The organism is Paraburkholderia mimosarum LMG 23256 = NBRC 106338 (genome assembly GCF_000739815.1).
In the GTDB taxonomy this organism is placed as follows: Bacteria; Pseudomonadota; Gammaproteobacteria; order Burkholderiales; family Burkholderiaceae; genus Paraburkholderia; species Paraburkholderia mimosarum.
Genome location: NZ_BBJJ01000004.1, coordinates 141,574 through 164,523 on the forward strand (window position 1 = coordinate 141,574; position 22,950 = coordinate 164,523).

Below are 22,950 nucleotides of genomic sequence, written 5' to 3' on the forward strand. Positions count from 1 at the left end.
AGCGATTCACTTCGCTATACGTTAATTTCTTCGCGCACTACGCTGGATGGCACGAGGGCTTGACGACCGCAGCCATTGCGCGCCGCCCATCAGTTAACATGGACCCTTTTTCAGCCAGAGAAAAGCGCCAATGAGACGTCGCAACGACAGCGCCGCATCGGTGTCCGCGCAAGCGCCTGAGAGCGCGGCGCCGGCCCGCACGCAGCGCGGCATCCAGAGCGTAGAGGTGGGCGGGCGCCTGCTGCGCGCGCTCGCGGATGCGCGCGCGCCGCTTGGCGCCACCGATCTCGCGACGAGCGGCGAGATTCCGTCGAGCCAGGCGCATGCCTACCTGGTGAGCCTCACGCGCCTCGGGCTCATCAAGCGCGACGCGCTTTCGGGGCGCTATGAGCCGGGCCCGCTCGCGCTGCGCCTCGGCCTCCTGCATCTCGCACAGCAGCCCGCGCTGCGCGAGGCCGTGCCGCGCGCAGCCGCGCTCGCACAAGCGCTGAACTGCAGCGTCGCGCTGTGCATCGCCGGGCCGCAGGGGCCTACCATCGTGCGCTACGAGCATGCGAGCCTGCCGTTGCACGTGAACCTGCACGTGGGCACTGTGATGTCGCTGCGCGCCACGTCCACGGGCCGCGTGTTCTGCGCGTTTCTCACAGCGGATGCGCTGCAGGACGTCTGGACGCGGCAGTCGGCGCAGCCTGCCTGGCGCGGCACCCGTCATGCGGCCGATGGCGCCGGCGCGTCGCAGGAAAGCACGCCGCCGGCGCCCGACGTCGCGTTCCTCGCATCGCTCGAGGCCATCCGCACGCGCGGCTACGAACTCGGCATCGACGCGCCCAGCCCCGGCGTTAGCAGCGTCTGCGTGCCGGTGCTCGATCCGCAGCGCGAACCGAAGCTGACGCTCACCGCCATCGGCGCGAGCGGCGTGCTCGACGTGCACGCCAATGGCGCCGTCGTGCGCGCGTTGCGCAACGCCGCGGCCGAGATCGCCGCGGCTGCTTTTTCCCCGACACCAACATGCCCCGAGTAAGCGCCCCGCCCCCCCAGTCCGACGCAGCGGAATCGGTCAGCGTTCAGACGGCCACTATTGCCGACGAAGCCGCCGATGCCGCGGAAAAGCCGCAGCGCGGCATCCAGTCCCTGGACGTGACGGGTGACCTGCTCGCGGCGCTCGTCGCGGCGGGCACGCCGCTGCCGCTGCGCGACCTGGCCGCCGCCGCCGGCATGGCGCCCGCCAAAGCGTTCCCGCATCTGGTGAGCCTCCAGAAGATCGGCCTGCTCGCACGCGATGCGGCGGGCCGCTACGAAGCGGGGCCGCTCAGCCTCGAACTCGGCCTGATCGGCCTTGCGCGCCTCTCGCCGGTGCGCGAAGCCGACGCCGAACTGGTCGGCCTCGCCGCCGCCACGGCCATGAGCGTCGCGCTCGCGGTGCCGGGGCCGCTGGGCCCGACCGTCGTGCGGCTCGAAGAATCGGCGTTGCCGCTGCATGTGAGCCTGCGTCCCGGCACGGTGATGTCGCTCGTGAACACGGCGATCGGGCGCGTATTCGCCGCATGGGTCGACGACGACGTGCGCGAGGCGCTGCTCGCGCAGGATGAACTGCGGCTAGCGGGCGCAAAGCCGCGCGAGGGCGCAACACCCGACTACCTCGCCCGGCTTGCGGCCATTCGCGCGCACGGGGTGGACACGGCGCTCGACAAACCCATTCCCGGCATCAGCACGGTTGCCGCGCCAGTGTTCGACCATACCGGCAGCGTGTGCCTCGTGCTCGCGGTGATGGGACCTACGGGCAGCCTCGACGTCGAGCGCGAAGGCACGGCGGCGCAATTGCTCATGGCCGCAGCGGAGCGCCTTTCGCGCCGCTTCGGCTACATGGCGGGCGCGGCGGCAGCCCCGCTCTGATCGCCCACTGGGGCAGCAGCAAACGACACGGCGCACAACAAGCCGCATATAGCGGCGCGCCCACTTGACGAGGACCGCACATGAGCACCGCTTCCACCGGCCCGGCCTTGCGCCAGATCGCCGACCTGCCCTGCCCGCGCGGCGTGCCGCTGCTCGGCAATCTGCTGCAGCTTTCGCCGCCGCGTCTGCATCTGATCCTCGAGCAATGGGCCGCCGAACTCGGTGCGCCCTACCGCTTCCAGGTAGGCAGCATCCCCATTACGATCTGGACCGACACCGAACTGATCCAGCAGATCATGCGCGAGCGCCCGCATCGCTACCGGCGCTATCAGCCGATCGAAGCCGTGTTCGAGGAGATGGGGTTCAACGGGCTCTTCTCCGCGGAAGGCGTTGCGTGGGAGCCGCAACGCAGGCTCGTGATGCAGGCGCTGTCCATCCCCAACATCAAGGCGTTCTATCCAACGCTGGCCGATATCACGCAGCGCCTGCATACCCGCTGGCAACGCGCGGCCGAGCGCGGCGAGACGATCGAGATGACCGACGACCTCAAGCGCTACACGGTGGACGTGACGAGCGCGCTCGCGTTCGGCGAAGACCCGCGCACGCTGGAGCGCGATCATGGCGTGATTCAGGAGCACCTGGAGCGCATCCTGCCTGGCGTCATGAGGCGCACGAACGCGCTCTTCCCCTACTGGCGATACGTCAAGCTGCCGGCGGATCGCAAGCTCGAGCAGTCGCTGGAGGAAGTGCACCGCTACGTGAACGCAATGATGGCGCGCGCCCGCGAGCGCATGCGCGACGAACCATCCGAAACGCCGCGCAATCTGCTCGAAGCGATGCTCGCGCAGCAGGAGACGCAGGACGGCGCTACGCCGATCAGCGACGCGCAGATCCGCGCCAACGTGCTCACGCTGCTGCTGGCGGGCGAGGACACGACCGCCGACTCGATCGCGTGGACGCTGCCCTACATCGCCGCCGATGCGGATTTGCAGCGGCATCTCGGCGACACGGCCTCAGGCGCGCTCGGCGACTCGACGGTTTGCCCCGACTACGCGACGTTGAAAGACCTCGATATTTTCGAGGCGATCTGTATCGAGGCCACGCGCCTTCGTCCGGTGGCGTCCGTGCATTCGTTCGAGCCGCTGGAGGATGTCGTGGTGGACAACGTGGCGCTGCCGAAGGGAACGCGCATGTTCTTCGTGGCTCGTCCGGCGATGCTCGATGCGAAGCACTTCGCCGATCCGCAACGCTACGATCCGTGGCGCTGGATGAAGCGCGGCGAACAGGATGCCGACGAAAAAGCCCATGACGTCCGCGCTTATCTGCAGTTCGGCGCGGGGCCGCGCGTGTGTCCGGGCCGCCATCTCGCGACCGTGGAAATGCGCCTCGCGCTGTCGATGCTGATGAAATCGTTCACGATCGAACTGGCGATCGATCCGGCAAAGATCCGGGAAGTGCAGGCGTTTACGATGGTGCCGGATACGATGCCGGTGCGGCTGAGGCCTCGCTAGCGCAGCAGCAGCGGCAGCGCGTGAGCCGGGGTTTCAGCGCCCGTCTTCGGGAGTCCCAACGGCCGAGGCATCGTCGGACGCGCCATCGCTGCGCGCCTGCGCATCGCGCATCTTCGCGAGCGCCTTGGGCCCTAGCCCGAGCGACACGCCCAGGGCGAGCGCATCGAGCACCGCAAGATGCGCGATGCGCACCACAGCGGGCGCGTGCGCGTCGCTCGCGGCCGGCACGCGCAGCAGGAGCGGAATGTCCACCACCCACGCGAGACGCGAACCCGCGCTCGTGAGCGCAATGGTCGTCGCGCCCCGCTCCTTGGCGATCTGAATGCTCTCGTTGACTTCCACGCTGCGCCCCGATTGCGAGATCGCGAACGCCACGTCGCCGGGTTCGAGCAAGCCTGCGTAGAGGCGCTGCAGATGCGCGTCGGTGAACGCGCTCGCCGCGATGTCGAGCCGCAGCATGCGCAGCGCCGCGTCCTGCGCGACGAGCCCCGAACCCGCGCCCACGCCGAAGAAGTACACGCGCCGCGCGCTGCCCAGCGCCGCCACGGCGGCTTCGAACACGGCGGTATCCAGCGAGGCACGCGCATGCGTCACCCCCTGCACGACCGACTCGGTCACCTTGTCGAGCAGCGTGCCGACCTCACCGGCCCACTGAGCGCCGCCAGCCTCGCCTGCCGTCATCTCGGTGGCGAGCGCGAAGGGCACGTTGCCCGCCGCGCTCTGCGCGAGCCGCATCTTGAAGTCGCGCAGGCCGTGCGCGCCCACCGCACGGCAAAAGCGCGTGACGGAGGGCTCGGACACGTCCGCGCGCTGCGCGAGTTCGGTGATGCTCGCGCGCATGGCGAAGTCGATGTCGGCGAGCACCATCTCCGCGACCTTGCGCTCGGCGGGACGCAGCGACGCCGCGACGTTGCGGACGTGATGGATGAGATTGGAGACCGGCAAGCTGTTTTTCCCGTGAATGATACGAGGCACCCGCTATCCAGTTTCGATGCGGGCTTCCGCTTCAATCGAGCCGCTTGCCGCTTTCAGTGTCGAACAGATGCAGGTGCGCGAGAGGCAATTCCAGCGTCATGCGCTGGCCGGGCGCTATGTCCGGCCGCGCGCGCGTGGTGACGCACCATGTCGTGCCGCCTATTTTCCCGTACAAGTGGGTCTCCGCGCCAGTCGGCTCGATCACTTCGACGTTGAACGGCACGTCGCCGCCCGCCTCGATGTGCTCGGGACGCACGCCGAGCGTCACGCGCGCGCCCGCCTGCGCCTTGCCTTCGGGCAGCGCGATGCGCACGCCGTCTTCGAGCACGAGCGCGGTGCCGCGCGCGTCGCTCATGACCGTGCCTTCGGCGAAATTCATCGAAGGCGAGCCCAGGAAGCTCGCCACGAACAGGTTGCCCGGCTTGTCGTAAAGGTCGAGCGGGCGGCCAATCTGCTCGATGCGGCCCGCGTTCATCACGACGATGCGGTCGGCCATCGTCATCGCCTCGATCTGGTCGTGGGTGACGTACACCACCGTATTGCGCAGGCGCTGGTGCAGCGCCTTGATTTCGGTGCGCATCTGCACGCGCAGCTTGGCGTCGAGATTGGAGAGCGGCTCGTCGAAGAGGAACACCGCCGGCTCGCGCACCACGGCGCGGCCCATGGCGACGCGCTGGCGCTGGCCGCCCGAGAGCGCGCGCGGCAGACGCTCGAGATAGTTCGAGAGGTTGAGCATTTTCGCGGCGGCTTCGATGCGCGGCTTGAACGCGCCTTCGCGCTCCTTGCGAATGCGCGGGCCGAACGCGATGTTGTCGTACACCGAGAGATGCGGGTAGAGCGCGTAGCTCTGGAACACCATCGAGATGTTGCGCTGCTGCGGCGGCAGCGCGTTCGCACGCGTGCCGGCGATCGTGAGGTCGCCGCCCGAGATGTCTTCGAGACCCGCGATCATGCGCATCAGCGTGGTCTTGCCGCAGCCCGACGGGCCGACCAGCACGACGAACTCGCCGTCTTCGATGTCGAGATCGACGCCATGCACGACCTGGGTCTCGCCGTAGCGCTTGTAGATGCCGTTCAGTTGTACCGCTGCCATGCTGTCCTCGTGTGCGTGAAGTCTTTACAGGTCGCTGCGTCGTGCTTGCTTGCTCGGCTCAGAACGGATCGAGCGTCAGTTCGTTCGCCATCAGCCGGTTGCCGGCCATCAGGCCTGCGTCCACGGGCAGCGCCACGCCCGTAATGACGCGCGCCTGCGGCGAGGCGAGAAACTGCACGGCGTCGGCGATGTCCTCGGGCGTCGCGACGTCGCCGAGCGGATACCATTTGCTTAGTTCTTCGAATATCTTCGGGTGCTGATCGACGCGCGCGCGCCACGCGGGTGTCTTCACCGTGCCGGGGCAAACGATGTTCGCGCGTATGCCATGCGGACCCAGCTCCATGGCGAGCGCCCTGGTGTAGCTCACGAGGCCGGCTTTCGCCGCGCTGTACGCGGGATGACCGAGCGCGGTGAGCCCGTTCACCGAGCCGATCAGCACGAGTGCACCGCTCTTGCGTTCGATCATCGAGGCGCGCACGGCTTCGACCGTGTAGTACGCGCCGTTCAGGTTCAGTTCGATGTCGCGCCGCCAGCTCTCGGCGTCGGTGCGCGCGAGCGTCGTGCCGAGCGCACCGCCGGCGTTCGCCACCGCCACGTCCACCGGGCCGCGCGCCGCCGTGCCGCGCGCCACCGCGGCAGTCACGGCGGCCGGGTCGCTCACGTCCGCGGCGAGCGGTTCGAGCCGAACCGCGCCCAATTCGTCCGCGAGTTGCTGCACACCCGCCGCGTCGCGGTCGAGCGCGAGCACCGTATCGCCCGCATCGAGAAACCGTTTGCACAGCGCGCGGCCTATGCCGCCGCTCGCGCCCGTCACCAGCACTACCCGGCTCATAACCCTCTCCGTACGGCCCTCCAGTCGCGCCAGCGGGCCTGTAAATTTCCTACATACGAATGACGTGCGGCGGCCCTGTGCGGGTTTATACCGACCGCGCCGCGCTGCTGCACCGCATGAATTTCCCCTGTTTTACAGCATGTTATGCAAATCCCGACACTCGAAACAATATCGGGAATACCAGGTGACAACGTTTTTTTCATCCTGTAGGATTTTTTCAAACAACGCAACCCAGCGGCCGGGGAAATGGCGGCGGCATAAGCAGGAACAACTACCCAGGAGAGAGAGAATGTCGTTTCAGGCACGTGCAACCACCATGTTCGGCAAGCTCGCCGTCGCGCTCGCGTTCGCCGGCATCACCGCCGCGGCGCACGCCGATACGGTCCGCGTGACCGTCGCGCACTACAGCGATGCCACCGCTCCGTACTTCGAGAAAATGGCGAGGCAGTTCGAGGCCGCCAATCCCGGCATCACGATCAAGATCGAAGACGTGAACTGGGACTCGCTGCAACAGAAGCTGCAAACGGACATCTCCGGCGGCGCCAATGCCGACCTCGCGATCATCGGCACGCGCTGGCTGCTCGACTTCGTGAAGGACGACATTGCCGAGCCGCTCGACCCGTATATGGACGCGAACTTCAAGGGCCGCTTCATCGGCCCGTTCCTCGCCCCGGGTCAGATCAACGGCAAGACCTACGGTCTGCCGATCGCCGCCTCGGCGCGCGCGCTTTACTACAACAAGGACATGCTGGCATCGGTTGGCTATCCGGACGGCCCGAAGACCTGGAACGACGTGATCGACGCCTCGAAGAAGCTCAAGGCGAAGGGCATTGCCGGCTTCGGTCTGCAAGGCAAGGAAATCGAAACCGACGTGTACTACTACTACGCGCTGTGGACGCACGGCGGCGACGTGGTGGGCAAGGACGGCAAGGCCGCGTTCAACTCGCCGGCCGGCGTGAAGGCCGCCACGCTCTACAAGAGCATGATCGACGAAGGTCTCACGCAGCCTGGCGTGACGGGCTACAGCCGCGAAGACGTGCAGAACCTCTTCAAGCAGGGCCGCGTGGCGATGATGATCTCGGCGCCGTTCCTCGCCAAGCAGCTCAAGAAGGAAGCGCCGAACATCAAGTACGGCATCGACCCGATCCCGGTTGCGACGACGCCCGCCACCTACGCGGTGACCGACTCGATCATGATGTTCAAGAATTCCAAGGTGAAGAAGAGCGCCTGGAAGTTCCTCGACTTCCTGTTCACGAAGGAGCCGCGCGTGCAGTTCACGAGCACCGAAGGCTTCCTGCCGACCACGAAGGCCGAGGCGACCGACCCGGCGTTCCAGGACCCGGACACGAAGGCGTTCATCGCGCTCCTGCCGCACGCGAAGTTCGCGCCGACCGTGACGGGCTGGGAAGACACCGCGAAGGCCGTGACCAACGCGATGCAGTCGATCTACCTCGGCAAGGCCAAGCCCGCCGACGCGCTGAACCAGGCGGCCACCGAGGCGAACAAGGCGCTCGGCAAGTAAGTTTGGCAACCTGGTTGGCGTATCGGCCAGCCAGGAAGCCTTGCCTTGATGGCCTGCCCGGCGCGCGCCCAGAGTCTGCGGCGCGCGCCGGGCCGCCTGAGAACCGACGTTTCGAAGCACCGACGATTTCGACATGACTACGGGTCCACTGAAGCCCTCGCCCGCCGCCCCGCCGGCCGGCGATGCCCCCGACCGATCACGCGCACGAACCCGCATGAGCCGACTCCCCCGCGCCGTTTCCACGCCCCGCGCACCGTGGCTCCTGATCGTGCCGAGTCTCGTGCTCGCGCTCTTCATCATCAGCTATCCGATCTTCAACATCGTGTACCAGTCGCTGCACGATGTATCGCGCTTCGGGCAGATCCGCGACTTCAGCGGTCTGCAGAACTTCTATAACGTGTTCGGCGATCGGGTGTTCATGAGCGCGTTAAGGAACACGCTGATCTGGACATTCTTCGTCGTGGTGGGCACGGTGCTCATTTCCGTGCCGGTCGCGCTCGTGCTCAATCAGGACTTCTACGGCCGCGGCATTGCGCGCACGATCGTCATGCTGCCGTGGTCCGTCTCGCTCACCATGACCGCCGTGGTGTGGCGCTGGGCGTTCAACGACGACTACGGCATGGTCAACGTCACGCTGCAGCGCCTCGGGCTCACGGCCGGGCCGATTCACTGGCTCGCCACGCCCGAGTATGCGTTTCCGGTCGAGATCTGCGTCGGGATACTGGTGTCCATACCGTTCACGACCACCATCCTGATGGGCGGCCTTTCCTCGGTGCCGGGCGACATCTACGAAGCCGCCCGCATCGACGGCGCTACGGCCTGGCAGCAGTTCCGCCAGCTCACGCTGCCGCTGCTCAAGCCGTTCATCAACATGGCGATCCTGCTCAACGTGATCTACGTGTTCAACTCGTTCCCGATCATCTGGGTGATGACGCAAGGCGGCCCCGACGACAGCACGCATATCCTCGTCACCTACCTTTACGAACTCGGCTTTCGGTTAGGACGACCAGGCGAAGCCGCCGCCGTCTCGCTCATCATGCTCGTCATTCTGTTCGCATTTTCGGTGGCCTACCTGCGCTTGCAGGCCAAACGCGGCAGCGCGCAAGGAGACCTGGCATGAACCGCAAGCTCAAACGCTCGATCTGGTGCTGGCTCGCGCTCTCGCCGCTCGTCCTCGTCGTGCTGTTCCCGTTCGCCGTGATGTTCTTCACCTCGTTCAAGCCGGCATCGGAAGTGTTCGTCTTTCCGGCGCGCTGGTTGCCCATGGAATGGCGCTGGCAGAACTACGTCGACATGTGGCAGGCCGCGAACTTCGGCGTCGCGCTGCGCAACAGCATCGTGGTGAGCTGTCTTTCCACCGCGCTCGCGCTCGCCGTGAGCCTGCCGGCCGCCTATGCGCTCGCGCGCTTTCCGTTTCGCGGGCGCGGTCTTTACCGGCAGTTCCTGCTGGTCACGCAGATGCTCTCGCCGATCCTGCTCGTGGTCGGCCTGTTCCGGCTCGCCGCGATGATTCCGTACGGCGACGGCAATCTCGTCGATTCGAAGATCGGCGTGATCGTCTCGTATGCGGCGTTCAATATCGCATTCGCCGTATGGATGCTCTCGTCGTATTTCCAGACCGTGCCGCGCGATCTCGAAGAATCGGCATGGCTCGAAGGCTGCAGCCGCACCAGTGCGGTGTTTCGCGTGTTCCTGCCGCTCGCGGTCCCGGCGGTGGTCGTGACGGCGATCTTCACGTTCATCAGCGCATGGAACGAGTTCGCCGTGGTCTACACGCTGATCCGCTCGCCCGAGAACAAAACGCTCACCGTGCAGGTCACCGACATGGTGGCCGGCAAGTACACCGTGGAATGGCAACTCGTGATGGCGGCGACGCTCGCGGCCACGCTGCCGGTTTCGGTGGTGTTTGCGTGGCTCCAGCGTTATATGGTGAAGGGCCTCGCGCTTGGCGCCGTGAAGTGAGGGCTCGGCTTTTTCAAGCGCCCGGGCGAAAAGGCGAAGGACGTGCCTGGTCCATCGCCGCGTGACTCGTATCGGGGGTGACGGTGTTCGGGCCAGTCCGGATCAGAAATAGCAGCGGAATGACGAGAAGCGTCGCCACGAACATCATCTTGAAGTCGAACAGCAGCATCACGCGCGCGTCCACGCGCGGCGGCGGTCGCGAGGAGCCGCCGCAGCGCTGCGGGCCCCTTACTTTTGCGTTAGCGCAGCCGCACGAGCGTGGACTTCAGCTCCGTATACTTTTCGAGCGCATGCAATGACTTGTCGCGGCCGTTGCCCGACTCCTTGAAGCCGCCGAACGGGAAATTCATGTCGCCGCCTTCGTCGTAGCAGTTCACCCAGACCGTGCCCGCGCGCAGGCGCCGCGAAATTTCGTGCGCGTGCGTGAGGTTTGCTGTCCAGACGGCCGCTGCCAGCCCGTAATCGCTGTCGTTGGCAATGCGCACGGCCTCGTCGATCGTGTTGAACGTAATGACGGACAGCACCGGCCCAAAAATCTCTTCACGCGCGATCTTCGCGTCGTGGTGCGTGTCGAACACGGTGGGCTCGATATAGAAGCCGCCGCTTTGATGGTTCACGCGCTCGCCGCCTGCCAGCAGCTTCGAGTCCTTGCGGCCTGCCTCGATGTAGCCCAGCACGCGCTCGAGCTGGATCTTGTCGACGATCGCGCCCATCGACACCTGCGGATCGAGAGGATTCCCAGGCTTATATGCCTTCGCGGCCTCGATGAGTTTCGCGAGGAACACCTCCTTGATCTCGCGATGCACGAGCAGGCGCGAGCCCGCCGTGCACATTTCGCCCATGTTGTAGAAGATCGCACTCGCCGCGGCGTTCGCGGCGCGGTCGAGATCCGGACAGTCGGGCAGCACGATGTTGGGCGACTTCCCGCCCAGTTCCAGCCACACGCGCTTGAGATTCGACTGGCCCGCGTACTGCATGATCTGCTTGCCCACGTTGGTCGATCCCGTGAACGCAATGCAGTCCACGTCGTGATGCAGTGCCAGCAGCTTGCCGGGCTCGCCCCCACCCGGCAGCACGTTGAACACGCCTGCCGGTATGCCGGCCTCGTGCGCGAGCTGCGCCACGCGAATCGCGGTGAGCGGCGACTTCTCCGATGGCTTGAGCACGACGCTGTTGCCCGCGGCGAGGGCGGGGCCGAACTTCCACGAGGCCATGAGGATCGGGAAATTCCACGGCACCACCGCGGCCACCACGCCAATGGGCTCGCGCGTCACGAGGCCCACCAGATGATGATCTGCGGGCACGACTTCGCCGCCCACCTTGTCGATGGCTTCAGCGAACCATTCCACGCAATAGGCCGCGCCCGGCACGTCCACGGTCGTGGTGTCGCCAATGGGCTTGCCCGCGTCGAGCGTTTCGAGCAGCGCGAGTTCGTCGAGATGCTCGCGCATGAGCGCGGCCCAGCGCAGCAGGACTGCCTTGCGCGCGCGTGGGTTCAGGCCCGCCCATACGCCTTCATTGAACGCGCGGCGCGCGGCTGCAACCGCCGCGTCCACGTCGGCCGCGCCGCAATCTGCCACGTTCGCGATCACCCTGCCGTCGATCGGGCTCACGCAGTCGAAGGTACGGCCCGAGTACGCGTCGCGATACGCGCCGTCGATGAATGCGCGGCCCTCGATCGATAGCGTCGCGGCCTTGTCCTGCCAGTAAACGAGAGTTTTCATTTCCATGAGGATGCCTCAATGATTTTCGATTCACCTTGTCCGCCGTCGATTCGGCGTCAGATGAAACGGGTTTGCGCGATCAGGCAGTCAGAAGCTGGGCGGCGAGTTCGCCGACACCACTTCGCAAACTTCGTTCGCGCTGGGATTACGAAACCGGTGCGGGAAGCGGCTTTCGAAGTAGTAGCTGTCTCCGGGGTCGAGCAGCCACGTCGTCCCATCCACGGTCAGCTCCAACTGACCCGCGACCACCACGCCGCCTTCGTGACCGGCGTGCGTGAGCATCTCGGGGCCCGTATCGGCAAGCGGCTGGTAGACCTCGCGCATGATGCACATGTTGCGGTCCTTGATGTTCGCACCAGCCAGATAGAACTCGATGGACGCGTTGCCGAGGTTCGGCATTTCGCTCCGCCGCGACACGACACCCGTGCCCTCGCTCAGATCGAACGTGAAGAACTCCGCAAGACTCATCGGTATGCATTCGAGCAGTTTCTTGAGCGAGCCGACAGAGGGACTGACGCGACTTTGCTCGATCAGCGAGATCGCGCCATTGGTCACGCCGGCGCGCTTGGCCAGTTCCCGCTGCGACAGGCCATAGCGTTTGCGGACATGCCGCAGGCGCGTGGCGACTTCGGACGACACAGAGGAGGACTCGGACACGATGAAGGACCGTTGACAAGGAGACGCGCGTGCACGACGCGGTGCAGGTGTTGAATATTCTAATCAGTTTGTTCTATTTTGCGTCAGTACAAACCCCTGTAAGTGATACGAAATATAAGGAGAAAAGCCCTTGTTTCGCACAGCGTGCTATATCAAAAGGAACCTCGGGGAAAGTGCTGACGTCAAAAACTTAAAAAAATAATTGACGCCCTTTTTGGCTCGTATATGCTGAACCACAGGTCGAACAGCGCAGTGTTTCAGCCGCGTTGCAGTGCAAAAAACGCGTTTTATGCGAGAAACATTGCAAATCGACCGCGTTTGGAAAGCGATACATCGAAGTCGTTCAATGTGTGAAACGGCAATAAAATTGACGACCTCGAATGCCTGCACCAAACGTCTTCCTCAACGCAACTGGTCGAGTGTTATTGTGAGAGTCCGTGGCCCTCTGGTGAGATGGGATCGTAGTCATGCGAGGTGTCTTCGCAGTGACTGCGCCGCCCTCGCCGACGGCAGTAGCGGCAGGCTTGCCTCTCGCCTGTTCCTGTCCGTCTTCACGATCCTTTCCCGCCGCTCCGTGCGGCGTCACAACTCCGTTTCCGCGCGCGCGTTCATCGCCGTCCACACGGACGAAGTCGCGTCGCTTCTGCCGTAGCGCCTCTCCTTCCTGCGCCGTTCGCTTTCTTCGCCGTCGTTCGTTCGCGAGGTGTCTCGTCGCGCCTGAACGATGTGGCCGTGCGCGTCTGAGCACCGTCGCGCCCCACACCGGAAGAAAGCGAACCGCCTACATGATCTCCACGCGCAGCGCCATCCGTTAGCGTCGCTGCCCCGGAGCACACAGGGTTGTAGTTTTGCGTCCAGCAAGGCTGCAAGGTCATGTCACGCCCGTAGCGTCGATGCATGGCGCAAGGGCAAGGAAGTGAATCATTAGTCATGCGAACCAGACCATTAGTTGGCGTCACAGCCGACCGCACGATGATGGGGCCGCACGCGTCGCACGTTGCCGGCGAGAAATACATCGCCGCGGCGGTGGACGGCGCAGGCGCGCTCGCGCTGGTCGTTCCCGCGCTCGGCGAGCGCCAGATGGCGGCGGACATTCTGGAAACCGTGGACGGGCTGCTCTTCACCGGCAGCTACTCGAACGTCGAGCCGCACCGTTACGGCGGCCCGGCGAGCGAGACCGGCACGCTGCACGATCCCGCACGCGACGCGACGACGCTGCCGCTCATGCGCGCCGCGATCGAGGCAGGCGTGCCGGTGCTGGCCATCTGCCGCGGTTTTCAGGAAATGAACGTCGTATTCGGCGGCACGCTGCATCAGCAGGTGCATACCGTTGCGCGCTATGACGACCACCGCGAGAACAAGGACGATCCGCTCGACACGCAATATGGTCCAGCGCACGCGTTGAAGCTCGTGGAAGGCGGCCTGCTGCAACGGCTTGCGGGCGGCTCGCGCGAAGTTCGCGTGAATTCGCTGCACGGCCAGGGCATCGAGCGGCTTGGCGCAGGTCTCGTAGCCGAGGCATTCGCGCCCGACGGCCTCATCGAAGCTGTGAGCGTTGCAAGCGCGAACAGCTTCGCGCTCGGCGTGCAGTGGCACCCCGAGTGGAAGCATGCCGACGACGCCCTATCCACCGCCATCTTCCACGCGTTCGGCGAGGCTTGCCGCAACCGCATGCTGGCCCGAATACCGGGCGGGGCCGGACACGACGTGGCGCACGCGCCGCGCACCGCCCACGCCTGATGCCGGCCCATACAGAACAGAGAGAAAGATCATGCATGAAATCGACGAATTCCTGAAGAAACACCACATCACCGAAATCGAAGCGATCATCCCCGACATGGCGGGCATCGCGCGCGGCAAGATCATTCCGCGCAGCAAGTTCGAATCGGGCGAATCCATGCGCTTGCCGCAGGCCGTGATGATCCAGACCGTCACCGGCGACTATCCCGAGGACGGCAGCCTCACCGGCGTCACCGATCCCGACATGGTGTGCGTGCCCGACCCATCGACGATCCGCATCATTCCCTGGGCCGTCGATCCCACGGCCCAGGTGATCCACGACTGCGTGCACTTCGACGGCTCGCCCGTCGAAATCTCGCCGCGCCGCGTGCTGCGCCGCGTGCTCGAACTCTATGAGGCGAAAGGCTGGAAGCCCGTCATCGCGCCGGAGCTCGAGTTCTATCTCGTCGACATGAACAGGGACCCGGACATTCCGCTCACGCCGCCGATCGGCCGCACGGGCCGCCCGGAGACGGGCCGCCAGGCGTATTCGATCGAAGCGGTGAACGAATTCGATCCGCTGTTCGAAGACATTTACGAGTACTGCGATATTCAGGATCTCGAAGTCGATACGCTCATTCACGAAGTGGGCGCGGCGCAGATGGAAATCAACTTCCTGCACGGCGACCCGCTCAATCTCGCCGACCGCGTGTTCCTCTTCAAGCGCACGGTGCGCGAAGCGGCGCTGCGCCATCACATGTACGCCACCTTCATGGCGAAACCGATGGAGAACGAGCCGGGCTCGGCGATGCACATCCACCAGAGTCTCGTCTCGGCGGAAAGCGGCCAGAACCTTTTCACCGGTTCCGACGGCAAGCCGACCGACATGTTCTACGCGTATATCGCCGGCCAGCAGAAGTACACGCCTGCGTTGATGCCGATCTTCGCGCCGTACATCAACTCGTATCGCCGTCTTTCGCGCTTCATGGCAGCGCCGATCAACGTGGCATGGGGTTATGACAACCGCACGGTGGGCTTTCGCGTGCCGTACTCGTCGCCGGCCGCGCGACGCATCGAGAACCGCATCCCGGGCGTGGACACCAATCCGTATCTCGCGATCGCCGCGACGCTCGCCGCCGGCTATCTGGGCATGACGCAGCACCTCAAGCCCACCGATCCGCTCGTGAGCGACGGCTATTCGCTGCCCTACCAGTTGCCGCGCAACCTGGAAGAAGGCCTCACGTTGATGAGCGCAAGCCAGCCGCTTATGGACATTCTCGGCGAGAAGTTCGTGCGCGCCTACCTTGCGCTGAAGGAAACCGAATACGAAGCGTATTTCCGCGTGATCAGTTCGTGGGAACGCAAGCACCTGCTGCTGCACGTATAAACGAAAGGAGACATCGCAATGAGCTATCGAATCGACGCCCCCGCCGCCGCGCTGCAGGAAGTGCCCGCGACGCTGCGTGCACACCCGGCACAGGCCATGCGCTCGACGAGCGAATACCGCGCGCTCGACGCCGCGCATCACATTCACCCGTTCTCGGACATGGGCTCGCTCAACAAAGCAGGCAGCCGTGTGATCGTGAAGGCGAAAAGCGTGTATCTGTGGGACTCGGAGGGCAACCAGATCATCGACGGCATGGCAGGGCTCTGGTGCGTGAACGTGGGCTATGGCCGCGAGGAACTGGCCAGCGCCGCGTACAGGCAGATGCAGGAACTGCCCTTCTACAACACGTTCTTCAAGACCACGCACCCGCCGGTCATCGAACTTTCCGCGCTGCTCGCGCAGCTCTCGCCCGAGCCGTTCAACCACTTCTTCTACTGCAACAGTGGCTCGGAAGGCAACGACACGGTGCTGCGCATCGTGCATCAGTACTGGCTTACGCAGGGCAAGGCTTCGAAGAAGGTCGTCATTTCGCGCAAGAACGCGTATCACGGTTCGACGATCGCGGGCGGCACGCTGGGCGGCATGGGCTACATGCACGAGCAGATGCCGTCGAAGGTCGAGAACATCGTGCACATCGACCAGCCATACTTCTACGGCGAAGCACAAGGCAACATGACGCCCGAGGAGTTCGGTCTCGCACGCGCACAGCAGCTCGAAGCGAAGATTCTCGATGTGGGCGCGGAAAACGTGGCCGCCTTCATCGGCGAGCCGTTCCAGGGCGCGGGCGGCGTGATTTTCCCGCCCTCGACCTACTGGCCGGAAATCCAGCGCATCTGCCGCAAGTACGACATCCTGCTTTGTGCCGATGAAGTGATCGGCGGCTTCGGCCGCACGGGCGAATGGTTCGCGCATCAGCACTTCGGCTTCGAACCCGATCTCATCACGATGGCCAAGGGCCTCACGAGCGGCTATGTGCCGATGGGCGCGGTGGGCATACATGATCGCGTGGCGAAGGCGCTGATCGAGCACGGCGAATTCAATCACGGCCTCACGTACTCGGGGCATCCGGTCGCAGCGGCCGTGGCCGTGGCGAACCTCAAGCTGCTGCGCGACGAAGGCATCGTCACGCGCGTGAAGAACGATACGGGCCCGTATTTCCAGCAACGCCTGCGCGAGACGTTCGGCAATCATCCGATCATCGGCGACATCTCGGGCGCCGGGCTCGTTGCGGGCCTGCAGCTCGCCGAAGACCCGAAGTCGCGCAAGCGCTTCGCGAACGGCGGCGACGTGGGCACCCTCTGCCGCGACTTCTGCTTCAACGGGAACCTCATCATGCGCGCCACGGGCGATCGCATGCTGCTCTCGCCGCCGCTCGTCGTCACGCGCGGCGAGATCGACGAGATCGTGTCGAAGGCGAAGAAAGCCATCGATGCAACGTCGCAGCAACTGGGTCTTTCATAACGCTTCTTGTCCACGGCGGGCGGCACACAACGGGGTGCAGAGCCTCCCGCCGATCTTCATCTTCAGGGGAAACAACATGGGTGTCAGTCATCTTCGTCACACGGTCGCGCTCGCGGCCCTCGCAGCGTGTGCGGGCCTCACGGCGATGTCCAGCGTGCCTGCGCGCGCGGCCGACGGCGATTTGAACGTCTACAACTGGTCCGACTACATTGCGAAAGACACGATCCCGACCTTCGAAAAGGAAGCGGGCATCAAGGTCAAATACGATAACTACGACAGCGACGACACGCTGCAAGCCAAGTTGCTTGCGGGCAGTTCTGGCTACGATATCGTTGTTCCCACATCGAACTACATGGCCAAGCAGATTCAGGCCGGCGTGTACCAGAAGCTCGACAAGTCGAAGATCCCCAACCTGGCCAATCTCGATCCCGTGCTCATGCACATGATCGCCGACGCCGATCCGGGCAATCAGTACGGTGTGCCCTGGGCGTTCGGCACCGACGGCATCGGCTACAACAAGCAAGCTGTGGAAAAAGCACTCGGGCCGAACGCGCCCGTCGATAGCTGGGCGCTCGTGTTCGATCCGCAGAATCTCTCGAAGCTCAAGGGCTGCGGCGTGTCGTTCCTCGACCAGGCCGTGGACGTGTTTGCCGCGACGCTGCAGTACATGCACAAGGACCCCAACAGCACGAACCCGGGCGACTACCAGGCAGCGTTCGAAGTGCTCAAAAAGGTCCGTCCGTACATCACCCAGTTCAATTCGTCGGGCTATATCAACGACCTCGTGAACAATGACATCTGCGTGGCCGTGGCGTGGTCGGGCGACGTCGGCATCGCGCACCGCCGCGCCGAGGAAGCCAAGCGCTCGTATGAGGTCAAGTTCTCGAACGTGAAGGAAGGCGGGCTGCTGTGGTTCGACGTGATGGTCGTGCCGAAGGACGCGCCGCATCCGGAAAACGCGATGAAGTGGATCAACTACATCTCGGACCCGAAGGTCAACGCGCAAATCACCAACGAAGTGTTCTACCCCACCGCGAACAAGGCGGCCCGACAGTTCGTCACGGCGTCCGTTGCGCAGGACCCGACGGTGTACCCGCCGGAAGACGTGCTCAAGAAAATGACGCTGATGAAACCGATGCCGGCTGAAATCCTGCGCCTCGAAAACCGCCTCTGGGCCCAGTTGAAGTCGGGCCACTGAAACGCGGATCACCCCCTGAAGGAAACAAGAAGGAGACGACGCGGGAGAGGGATCGCTCGACCCCTCCCCGCCTGAAGTGCGCAATGCCGAAGTCCGGCCGCGCAGCGCCGCCCGCTTTATCTGACGACGCGCGCGAGCCTTTAACGAGCTCCGTTCGCAGTACTAATCGCTAGTCGCCCGTGCGCCCCGTGCGGGCCGGCTCGCGCCCGAAAAACCTGTGCTGCGATCAGAAAAGAACCAAGGTCAGATCATGAATTCGACGTCCCAAGTCAACGCCCCAGAAGCTGTGCGCGCAAACTCGAACCCGGCGAAGAACGACGCGTTCGTGCGCATCGAAAACGTCGTCAAGAAGTTCGGCGAGAGCACCGCCGTGGACAACGTGAGCCTGAACATCGCCAAGAACGAGCTGTTCGCCCTGCTCGGCAGCTCCGGCTGCGGCAAATCCACCTTGCTGCGCATGCTCGCGGGCCTCGAGACCGCCACGTCGGGCCGCATTTTCGTCGACGGGGAAGATCTCGCGACGCTGCCCCCCTACCGCCGCCCCGTCAACATGATGTTCCAGTCGTATGCGCTCTTCCCGCATATGAGCGTGGAATCGAACGTGGCGTTCGGCCTCAAGCAGGAAGGCGTGGCGAAGAACGAGATTCGCGAGCGCGTGGCCGACGCGCTCAATCTCGTGCAAATGGGCCGCTACGCCAAGCGCAAGCCGCATCAGCTTTCCGGCGGCCAGCAACAGCGCGTGGCGCTCGCGCGCTCGCTTGTGAAGCGGCCAAAGCTTCTGCTGCTCGACGAGCCCATGTCCGCGCTCGACAAGAAGATCCGCCAGAAAACGCAGCTCGAACTCGTGAACATCATCGAGAAAGTCGATGTCACCTGTGTGATGGTCACGCACGACCAGGAAGAGGCGATGACGATGGCCAACCGCCTCGCCGTGATGAGCGAAGGCCGCATCGTGCAGATCGGCTCGCCCAGCGAAGTCTACGAATTCCCCAACAGCCGCTTCTCGGCCGAGTTCATCGGCTCGACCAACCTGTTCGAAGGCCGCGTGGTCGAAGACGAACCCGATCACATCTTCGTGGAAAGCGATGACCTCGAAACGCGCATGTACGTGAGCCACGGCGTGACCGGGCCGCTCGGCATGCCGGTGGGCATTTCGGTACGCCCCGAGCGGGTGCGCGTGACGCGCGAGCGGCCCGGCACGCAGCACAACTGGGCGCGCGGTGTCGTCACGGACGTCGCCTACATGGGCAGCTACTCGCTCTACCACGTGCGCCTGCCGGGCGGCAAGGTGGTCGTCTCGAATCTTTCCAGCTCGCACCTCATGACCGACGGCGCGCCAGCATGGAACGACGACGTTTATGTGTCCTGGTCGCCGGCCAGCGGCGTCGTGCTCACGCAGTAAGGAGACCTGAACCATGAGTACCACTGTTCACACCACGCCTGCATCAGGGCGCGCGGCCGCGGACACGCGCCGCGGCGCATTCGCTCGCTTCTTCTCGCGCTTCGTGCCTTCGGGCCGCACTGCCGTGATCGGCGTGCCGTTCGTGTGGCTCACGCTGTTCTTCGCGCTGCCGTTCGTGCTCGTGCTGAAGATCAGCTTCGCCGACCAGGTGATGGGCATTCCGCCCTACTCGAACCTGGTCCAGATGAAGGACGGCGTAGTGCACTTCGCGCTGCAGCTCGGCCACTATGCGTTCCTGCTTCAGGACAGCCTCTATATCGCCACCTATATCAGCTCGCTGAAGATGGCGGCGGTTTCGACGATCTTCTGCCTGCTGATCGGCTACCCCATCGCTTACTACATCGCGCGTTCGAACCCGGCCACGCGCAACCTGCTCATGATGGGCGTGATGCTGCCGTTCTGGACGTCGTTCCTGATCCGCGTCTATGCGTGGATCGGCATTCTCAAAGACGACGGCCTGCTCAATCACGCGCTCATCGCCATCGGGCTCCTCCACGCTCCGCTGCGGCTTTATCACAGCGACGCGGGCGTCTACATCGGCATGGTGTATTCGTATTTGCCCTTCATGGTGATGCCGCTCTACGCGCACCTCGTGAAGATGGACCTCACGCTGCTGGAGGCCGCATACGACCTGGGCGCCAGGCCCTGGGTCGCGTTCACGCAGATCACCTTGCCGCTCTCGAAGAACGGAATCATCGCAGGCAGCCTGCTCGTCTTCATTCCGGCAGTCGGCGAGTACGTGATTCCCGAACTGCTCGGCGGCGCGGACACGCTCATGATCGGCCGCGTGATGTGGGACGAGTTCTTCAACAACATGGACTGGCCAATGGCCTCGGCCGTCACCGTTGCGATGGTGCTGCTGCTGCTCGTGCCGATGGCGATCTTTCAGTACTACCAGGTCAAGGAACTGGAGGAAGGCAAATGATCAAGCCCAACCGTACGCTTTCCACCGGCGTTCTCAGCCTCGGGTTCCTGTTCCTCTATATCCCGATCATCAGCCTCGTCGTGTACTCGTTCAACGAGTCGAAGCTCGTCACGGTGTGGTCTGGCTTCTCGCTGAAGTGGTACGCGGCGCTGCTCCGGGACGACGAGCTGCTCAGTGCCGCGTGGCTCTCGCTGAAGATCGGCCTGATGACGGCCTTCGCCTCGGTCGTGATCGGCACATGGGCCGGCTTCGTGCTCGCGCGCTTCGGGCGCTTTCGCGGATTCACGCTTTACACCGCCATGATCAATGCGCCCCTCGTCATTCCCGAGGTCATTCAGGGCATCTCGCTGCTGCTGCTCTTCGTCGCGCTCGAGCAGATGCTCGGCTGGCCCAAAGGGCGCGGCATCGTGACGATCTGGATCGGCCACGTGATGCTGTGCGTCTCCTATGTCGCCATCATCGTGCAGTCGCGCGTGAAGGAGATGAACAAGTCGCTCGAGGAGGCCGCGCTCGATCTCGGCGCGACGCCGCTCAAGGTGTTCTTCGTCATCACGCTCCCGCTCATCTCGCAGGCGCTGCTTTCGGGTTGGCTGCTCTCGTTCACGCTCTCGATCGACGACCTCGTGCTGTCCGCGTTCCTTTCCGGGCCGGGCTCGACCACGCTGCCGCTCGTCGTGTTCTCGCGCGTGCGCCTAGGTCTGAATCCGGAGATGAACGCGCTCGCCACGCTCTTCATCAGCGCGGTGACGATCGGCGTGATCGTGGTGAACCAGTTGATGTCGGCGCGAGAGAAACGACGCATGCGCGATATGCAGCTCGCCTTCGTCCAGCCCGAGGCCGCCGAAGTCATCAAACCGGCCGCCCCTGCGGGCGCCGTGGGCACGCCCATCGGCCGGCGCGCTGTCTGATGAGGATTGCGTAACAACGAGGGGCGGCGCGCGGCCGCCCGCCGTCCCTTAGCCGCACTTGAAGTAACTGCAATAACGACCAACAAGGAGAATTTCAATGAAGAAGAAGTTAATCTGTCTGCTGGTGGCCGGGGCGCTGCCGGGGCTCGCGCTCGCGGACTCGACCAGCGAACAGATCAAGGCCCTGCAGGCGCAGTTGAATGCGCTGCAAAAAGAGGTGAAATCGCTCAGGAACGAACTGGCCGAATCGAAGGCTTCGGCACGACCTTCCGCGAAGACCGCCGCGGCGGCGCCCACGGTACCGGCAACGGCAGCGGCGCCGGTCGTCGATATCACCTCGCCCGACTACGGCAAGGCGCCGGCGAATCTGACCAACGATCAGGTCGAAGCGATGAAGCAGCAGATCGCGAGCCAGCAGCTCAAGGTCGATTCGCTCACCGACGCGGCCACGACCGGCCCGCTCGCGGGCCTGTCGATCACCGGCTACATCGACCCGACGTATATCTACAACCGCGCGCCGGGCACCTCGTCGTTCCTGTTCGCGAACCATACCGGTGCGTACAACTACTTCAACAGCACGTTCGGCGATGTCTATCTGGACATCAAGAAGACCTTTGGCGTAGGCCCGATGGCGCCTTCGGCCGAAATCACGCTCATGCCCAACCGCGGCAACGGCATCACGCTGCTGCAGAACGAGCATGGCCAGATCGGGAGCAACATCCTGAACACGGCTGTCGTCACCGTGCCGGTCACGCCCACGGGCACCTTCGTCGCCGGTCTCATGCCGAGCTTCGGCGGCTATGAAGTGCAGCAGTCCAACCAGATGCTCACACTCACGCACAACCTGCTCTATGACTTCTCGGATCCGGGCAGCTATGTGGGTGTCGGCTGGAACTACTCGCCGGGCGGCCAGTGGGCCTTCAAGTTCATGATCGCCAACGAGCAGTACCGCACCAATGGCGCGGTCGTGCAAACGGGCCAGAACGCACTGGGCGACCCGATCACCACGAGCAACAAGATTCCGACCTTCACGGCGCGCGCGGATTACACGTGGTCCAGCGCGCTCGATATCGGCGGTTCGTTCAACATCGGCCGCCAGACGCTGCCGAGCGCGTTCAATTCGACTACGGGCCAGGCCGTATACGGCGTGGGCGGCCAGGCATCGAGCTCGGGTGGCTACTTCTTCTTCGGCGAAGTCGACGCGAGCTACACGCTCGCGGACATCCAGTACAACGCCGAAGTCGATTACGGCCAGCAGCAGCACGCGGCGTTCAACGGCGGCAATGCACAGTGGTACGGCTTCTCGCTGCTCGCGCACCGCAAGTTCAATGCGCCGGTGGTGGGCCGCATGGGCGCGACCGTACGCTACGACCTGCTCGCCAACAGCAAGAACGGCGGCGGCGGCGGCGGCATCGTGCTCAACTCGAACGGCATGGATACGTCCAACGGTTTCGGCATTGGTGCGGACTGCCTGACGAACTCGAAGGCGGGCGGCGGCTTCGGCTTCGAGTGCAAGGGCGCGACGCGTCAGGACGTGGCGCTCGACCTGCTGTTCTTCCCGACGCAGCAAATCATCGTGAAGATGGAATATCGTCACGACTGGGCGACGCAGCGCGTATTCCTCCACAACGACGGCTCGTACGGCAAGAGCAACGACTTGTTCGGCGCGCAGTTCATCTACTCGTTCTGATGGAGCCAGGACGGGCGGCGGCCATCGGGTC

21 protein-coding genes are annotated in these 22,950 nt (G+C 64.4%); 15 read left to right on the top strand and 6 right to left on the bottom strand.

Annotated features, from left to right (window positions below; all coding sequences use genetic code 11):
* Nucleotides 1-130 precede the first annotated feature (130 nt).
* The 3 genes from BMI01S_RS04755 to BMI01S_RS04765 all read left to right on the top strand — a co-directional run bounded on the left by BMI01S_RS04755 (nucleotide 131) and on the right by BMI01S_RS04765 (nucleotide 3,404).
* Nucleotides 131-1,021 (top strand): IclR family transcriptional regulator, encoded by an 891-nt coding sequence (locus BMI01S_RS04755; RefSeq protein WP_028231311.1) that lies wholly within the window; start codon nucleotides 131-133, stop codon nucleotides 1,019-1,021.
* Complete coding sequence (locus BMI01S_RS04760; protein WP_081715805.1) at nucleotides 1,009-1,893, top strand: IclR family transcriptional regulator; 885 nt, start codon at nucleotides 1,009-1,011, stop codon at nucleotides 1,891-1,893. The genes BMI01S_RS04755 and BMI01S_RS04760 overlap by 13 nt, the downstream gene beginning before the upstream one ends.
* A gap of 80 nt (nucleotides 1,894-1,973) precedes the next feature.
* Nucleotides 1,974-3,404, top strand: coding sequence for a cytochrome P450 (locus tag BMI01S_RS04765; RefSeq protein ID WP_028231310.1), 1,431 nt, complete (start codon nucleotides 1,974-1,976; stop codon nucleotides 3,402-3,404).
* A gap of 33 nt (nucleotides 3,405-3,437) precedes the next feature.
* Here BMI01S_RS04765 and BMI01S_RS04770 read toward each other — a convergent pair whose 3' ends face one another.
* The 3 genes from BMI01S_RS04770 to BMI01S_RS04780 form a co-directional block, all read right to left on the bottom strand.
* On the bottom strand, nucleotides 3,438-4,349 hold the full coding sequence (locus tag BMI01S_RS04770) for a MurR/RpiR family transcriptional regulator (RefSeq protein WP_028209792.1): 912 nt from the start codon (nucleotides 4,347-4,349) through the stop codon (nucleotides 3,438-3,440).
* Nucleotides 4,350-4,410: 61 nt separating this feature from the next.
* On the bottom strand, nucleotides 4,411-5,472 hold the full coding sequence (locus tag BMI01S_RS04775) for an ABC transporter ATP-binding protein (RefSeq protein ID WP_028231309.1): 1,062 nt from the start codon (nucleotides 5,470-5,472) through the stop codon (nucleotides 4,411-4,413).
* Nucleotides 5,473-5,530: 58 nt separating this feature from the next.
* Nucleotides 5,531-6,304 carry an SDR family oxidoreductase gene (locus BMI01S_RS04780; protein ID WP_028231308.1) on the bottom strand — a complete coding sequence of 258 codons (774 nt, stop codon included), beginning with the start codon at nucleotides 6,302-6,304 and terminating at the stop codon, nucleotides 5,531-5,533.
* A gap of 289 nt (nucleotides 6,305-6,593) precedes the next feature.
* Here BMI01S_RS04780 and BMI01S_RS04785 point away from each other — a divergent pair, with 289 nt between their 5' ends.
* The 3 genes from BMI01S_RS04785 to BMI01S_RS04795 all read left to right on the top strand — a co-directional run bounded on the left by BMI01S_RS04785 (nucleotide 6,594) and on the right by BMI01S_RS04795 (nucleotide 9,788).
* Nucleotides 6,594-7,826 (top strand): ABC transporter substrate-binding protein, encoded by a 1,233-nt coding sequence (locus BMI01S_RS04785; RefSeq protein WP_028209795.1) that lies wholly within the window; start codon nucleotides 6,594-6,596, stop codon nucleotides 7,824-7,826.
* A gap of 214 nt (nucleotides 7,827-8,040) precedes the next feature.
* On the top strand, nucleotides 8,041-8,946 hold the full coding sequence (locus BMI01S_RS04790) for a carbohydrate ABC transporter permease (protein WP_028209796.1): 906 nt from the start codon (nucleotides 8,041-8,043) through the stop codon (nucleotides 8,944-8,946).
* Nucleotides 8,943-9,788: a carbohydrate ABC transporter permease gene (locus tag BMI01S_RS04795; RefSeq protein ID WP_028209797.1), complete on the top strand. Its 846-nt coding sequence runs from the start codon at nucleotides 8,943-8,945 to the stop codon at nucleotides 9,786-9,788. Before BMI01S_RS04790 ends, BMI01S_RS04795 begins: the two co-directional genes overlap by 4 nt.
* A gap of 13 nt (nucleotides 9,789-9,801) precedes the next feature.
* Here BMI01S_RS04795 and BMI01S_RS40665 read toward each other — a convergent pair whose 3' ends face one another.
* The 3 genes from BMI01S_RS40665 to BMI01S_RS04805 all read right to left on the bottom strand — a co-directional run bounded on the left by BMI01S_RS40665 (nucleotide 9,802) and on the right by BMI01S_RS04805 (nucleotide 12,151).
* Nucleotides 9,802-9,960, bottom strand: coding sequence for a hypothetical protein (locus tag BMI01S_RS40665; protein ID WP_154671281.1), 159 nt, complete (start codon nucleotides 9,958-9,960; stop codon nucleotides 9,802-9,804).
* Between the two features lie 67 nt (nucleotides 9,961-10,027).
* Nucleotides 10,028-11,518 carry an aldehyde dehydrogenase gene (locus BMI01S_RS04800; protein ID WP_028209798.1) on the bottom strand — a complete coding sequence of 497 codons (1,491 nt, stop codon included), beginning with the start codon at nucleotides 11,516-11,518 and terminating at the stop codon, nucleotides 10,028-10,030.
* Between the two features lie 81 nt (nucleotides 11,519-11,599).
* A complete protein-coding gene (locus BMI01S_RS04805) occupies nucleotides 11,600-12,151 on the bottom strand; it encodes a cupin domain-containing protein (RefSeq protein ID WP_028209799.1) in 552 nt (183 codons plus the stop codon).
* Between the two features lie 445 nt (nucleotides 12,152-12,596).
* Between BMI01S_RS04805 and BMI01S_RS42885 the strand changes: the two genes are divergently transcribed.
* From BMI01S_RS42885 to BMI01S_RS04845, 9 genes are all read left to right on the top strand, one after another.
* Nucleotides 12,597-12,821, top strand: coding sequence for a hypothetical protein (locus BMI01S_RS42885; RefSeq protein WP_112171111.1), 225 nt, complete (start codon nucleotides 12,597-12,599; stop codon nucleotides 12,819-12,821).
* Nucleotides 12,822-13,099: 278 nt separating this feature from the next.
* Entirely contained in the window at nucleotides 13,100-13,909 is an 810-nt protein-coding gene (locus BMI01S_RS04810; RefSeq protein ID WP_028231307.1) for a gamma-glutamyl-gamma-aminobutyrate hydrolase family protein, read from the top strand.
* Nucleotides 13,910-13,940: 31 nt separating this feature from the next.
* Entirely contained in the window at nucleotides 13,941-15,275 is a 1,335-nt protein-coding gene (locus tag BMI01S_RS04815; RefSeq protein WP_028209801.1) for a glutamine synthetase family protein, read from the top strand.
* A gap of 18 nt (nucleotides 15,276-15,293) precedes the next feature.
* Nucleotides 15,294-16,736, top strand: a complete 1,443-nt coding sequence (locus BMI01S_RS04820; RefSeq protein WP_028231306.1) for an aspartate aminotransferase family protein — start codon at nucleotides 15,294-15,296, stop codon at nucleotides 16,734-16,736.
* Nucleotides 16,737-16,812: 76 nt separating this feature from the next.
* Nucleotides 16,813-17,934, top strand: coding sequence for a polyamine ABC transporter substrate-binding protein (locus tag BMI01S_RS04825; protein ID WP_028209803.1), 1,122 nt, complete (start codon nucleotides 16,813-16,815; stop codon nucleotides 17,932-17,934).
* A 250-nt stretch (nucleotides 17,935-18,184) separates the two neighbouring features.
* Nucleotides 18,185-19,336 carry an ABC transporter ATP-binding protein gene (locus tag BMI01S_RS04830; protein ID WP_028209804.1) on the top strand — a complete coding sequence of 384 codons (1,152 nt, stop codon included), beginning with the start codon at nucleotides 18,185-18,187 and terminating at the stop codon, nucleotides 19,334-19,336.
* Nucleotides 19,337-19,349: 13 nt separating this feature from the next.
* Complete coding sequence (locus BMI01S_RS04835; protein WP_028209805.1) at nucleotides 19,350-20,321, top strand: ABC transporter permease subunit; 972 nt, start codon at nucleotides 19,350-19,352, stop codon at nucleotides 20,319-20,321.
* Complete coding sequence (locus BMI01S_RS04840) at nucleotides 20,318-21,229, top strand: ABC transporter permease subunit (RefSeq protein WP_028231305.1); 912 nt, start codon at nucleotides 20,318-20,320, stop codon at nucleotides 21,227-21,229. The genes BMI01S_RS04835 and BMI01S_RS04840 overlap by 4 nt, the downstream gene beginning before the upstream one ends.
* A gap of 97 nt (nucleotides 21,230-21,326) precedes the next feature.
* Entirely contained in the window at nucleotides 21,327-22,919 is a 1,593-nt protein-coding gene (locus BMI01S_RS04845; protein ID WP_028209807.1) for a DUF3138 family protein, read from the top strand.
* Nucleotides 22,920-22,950: the final 31 nt, after the last annotated feature.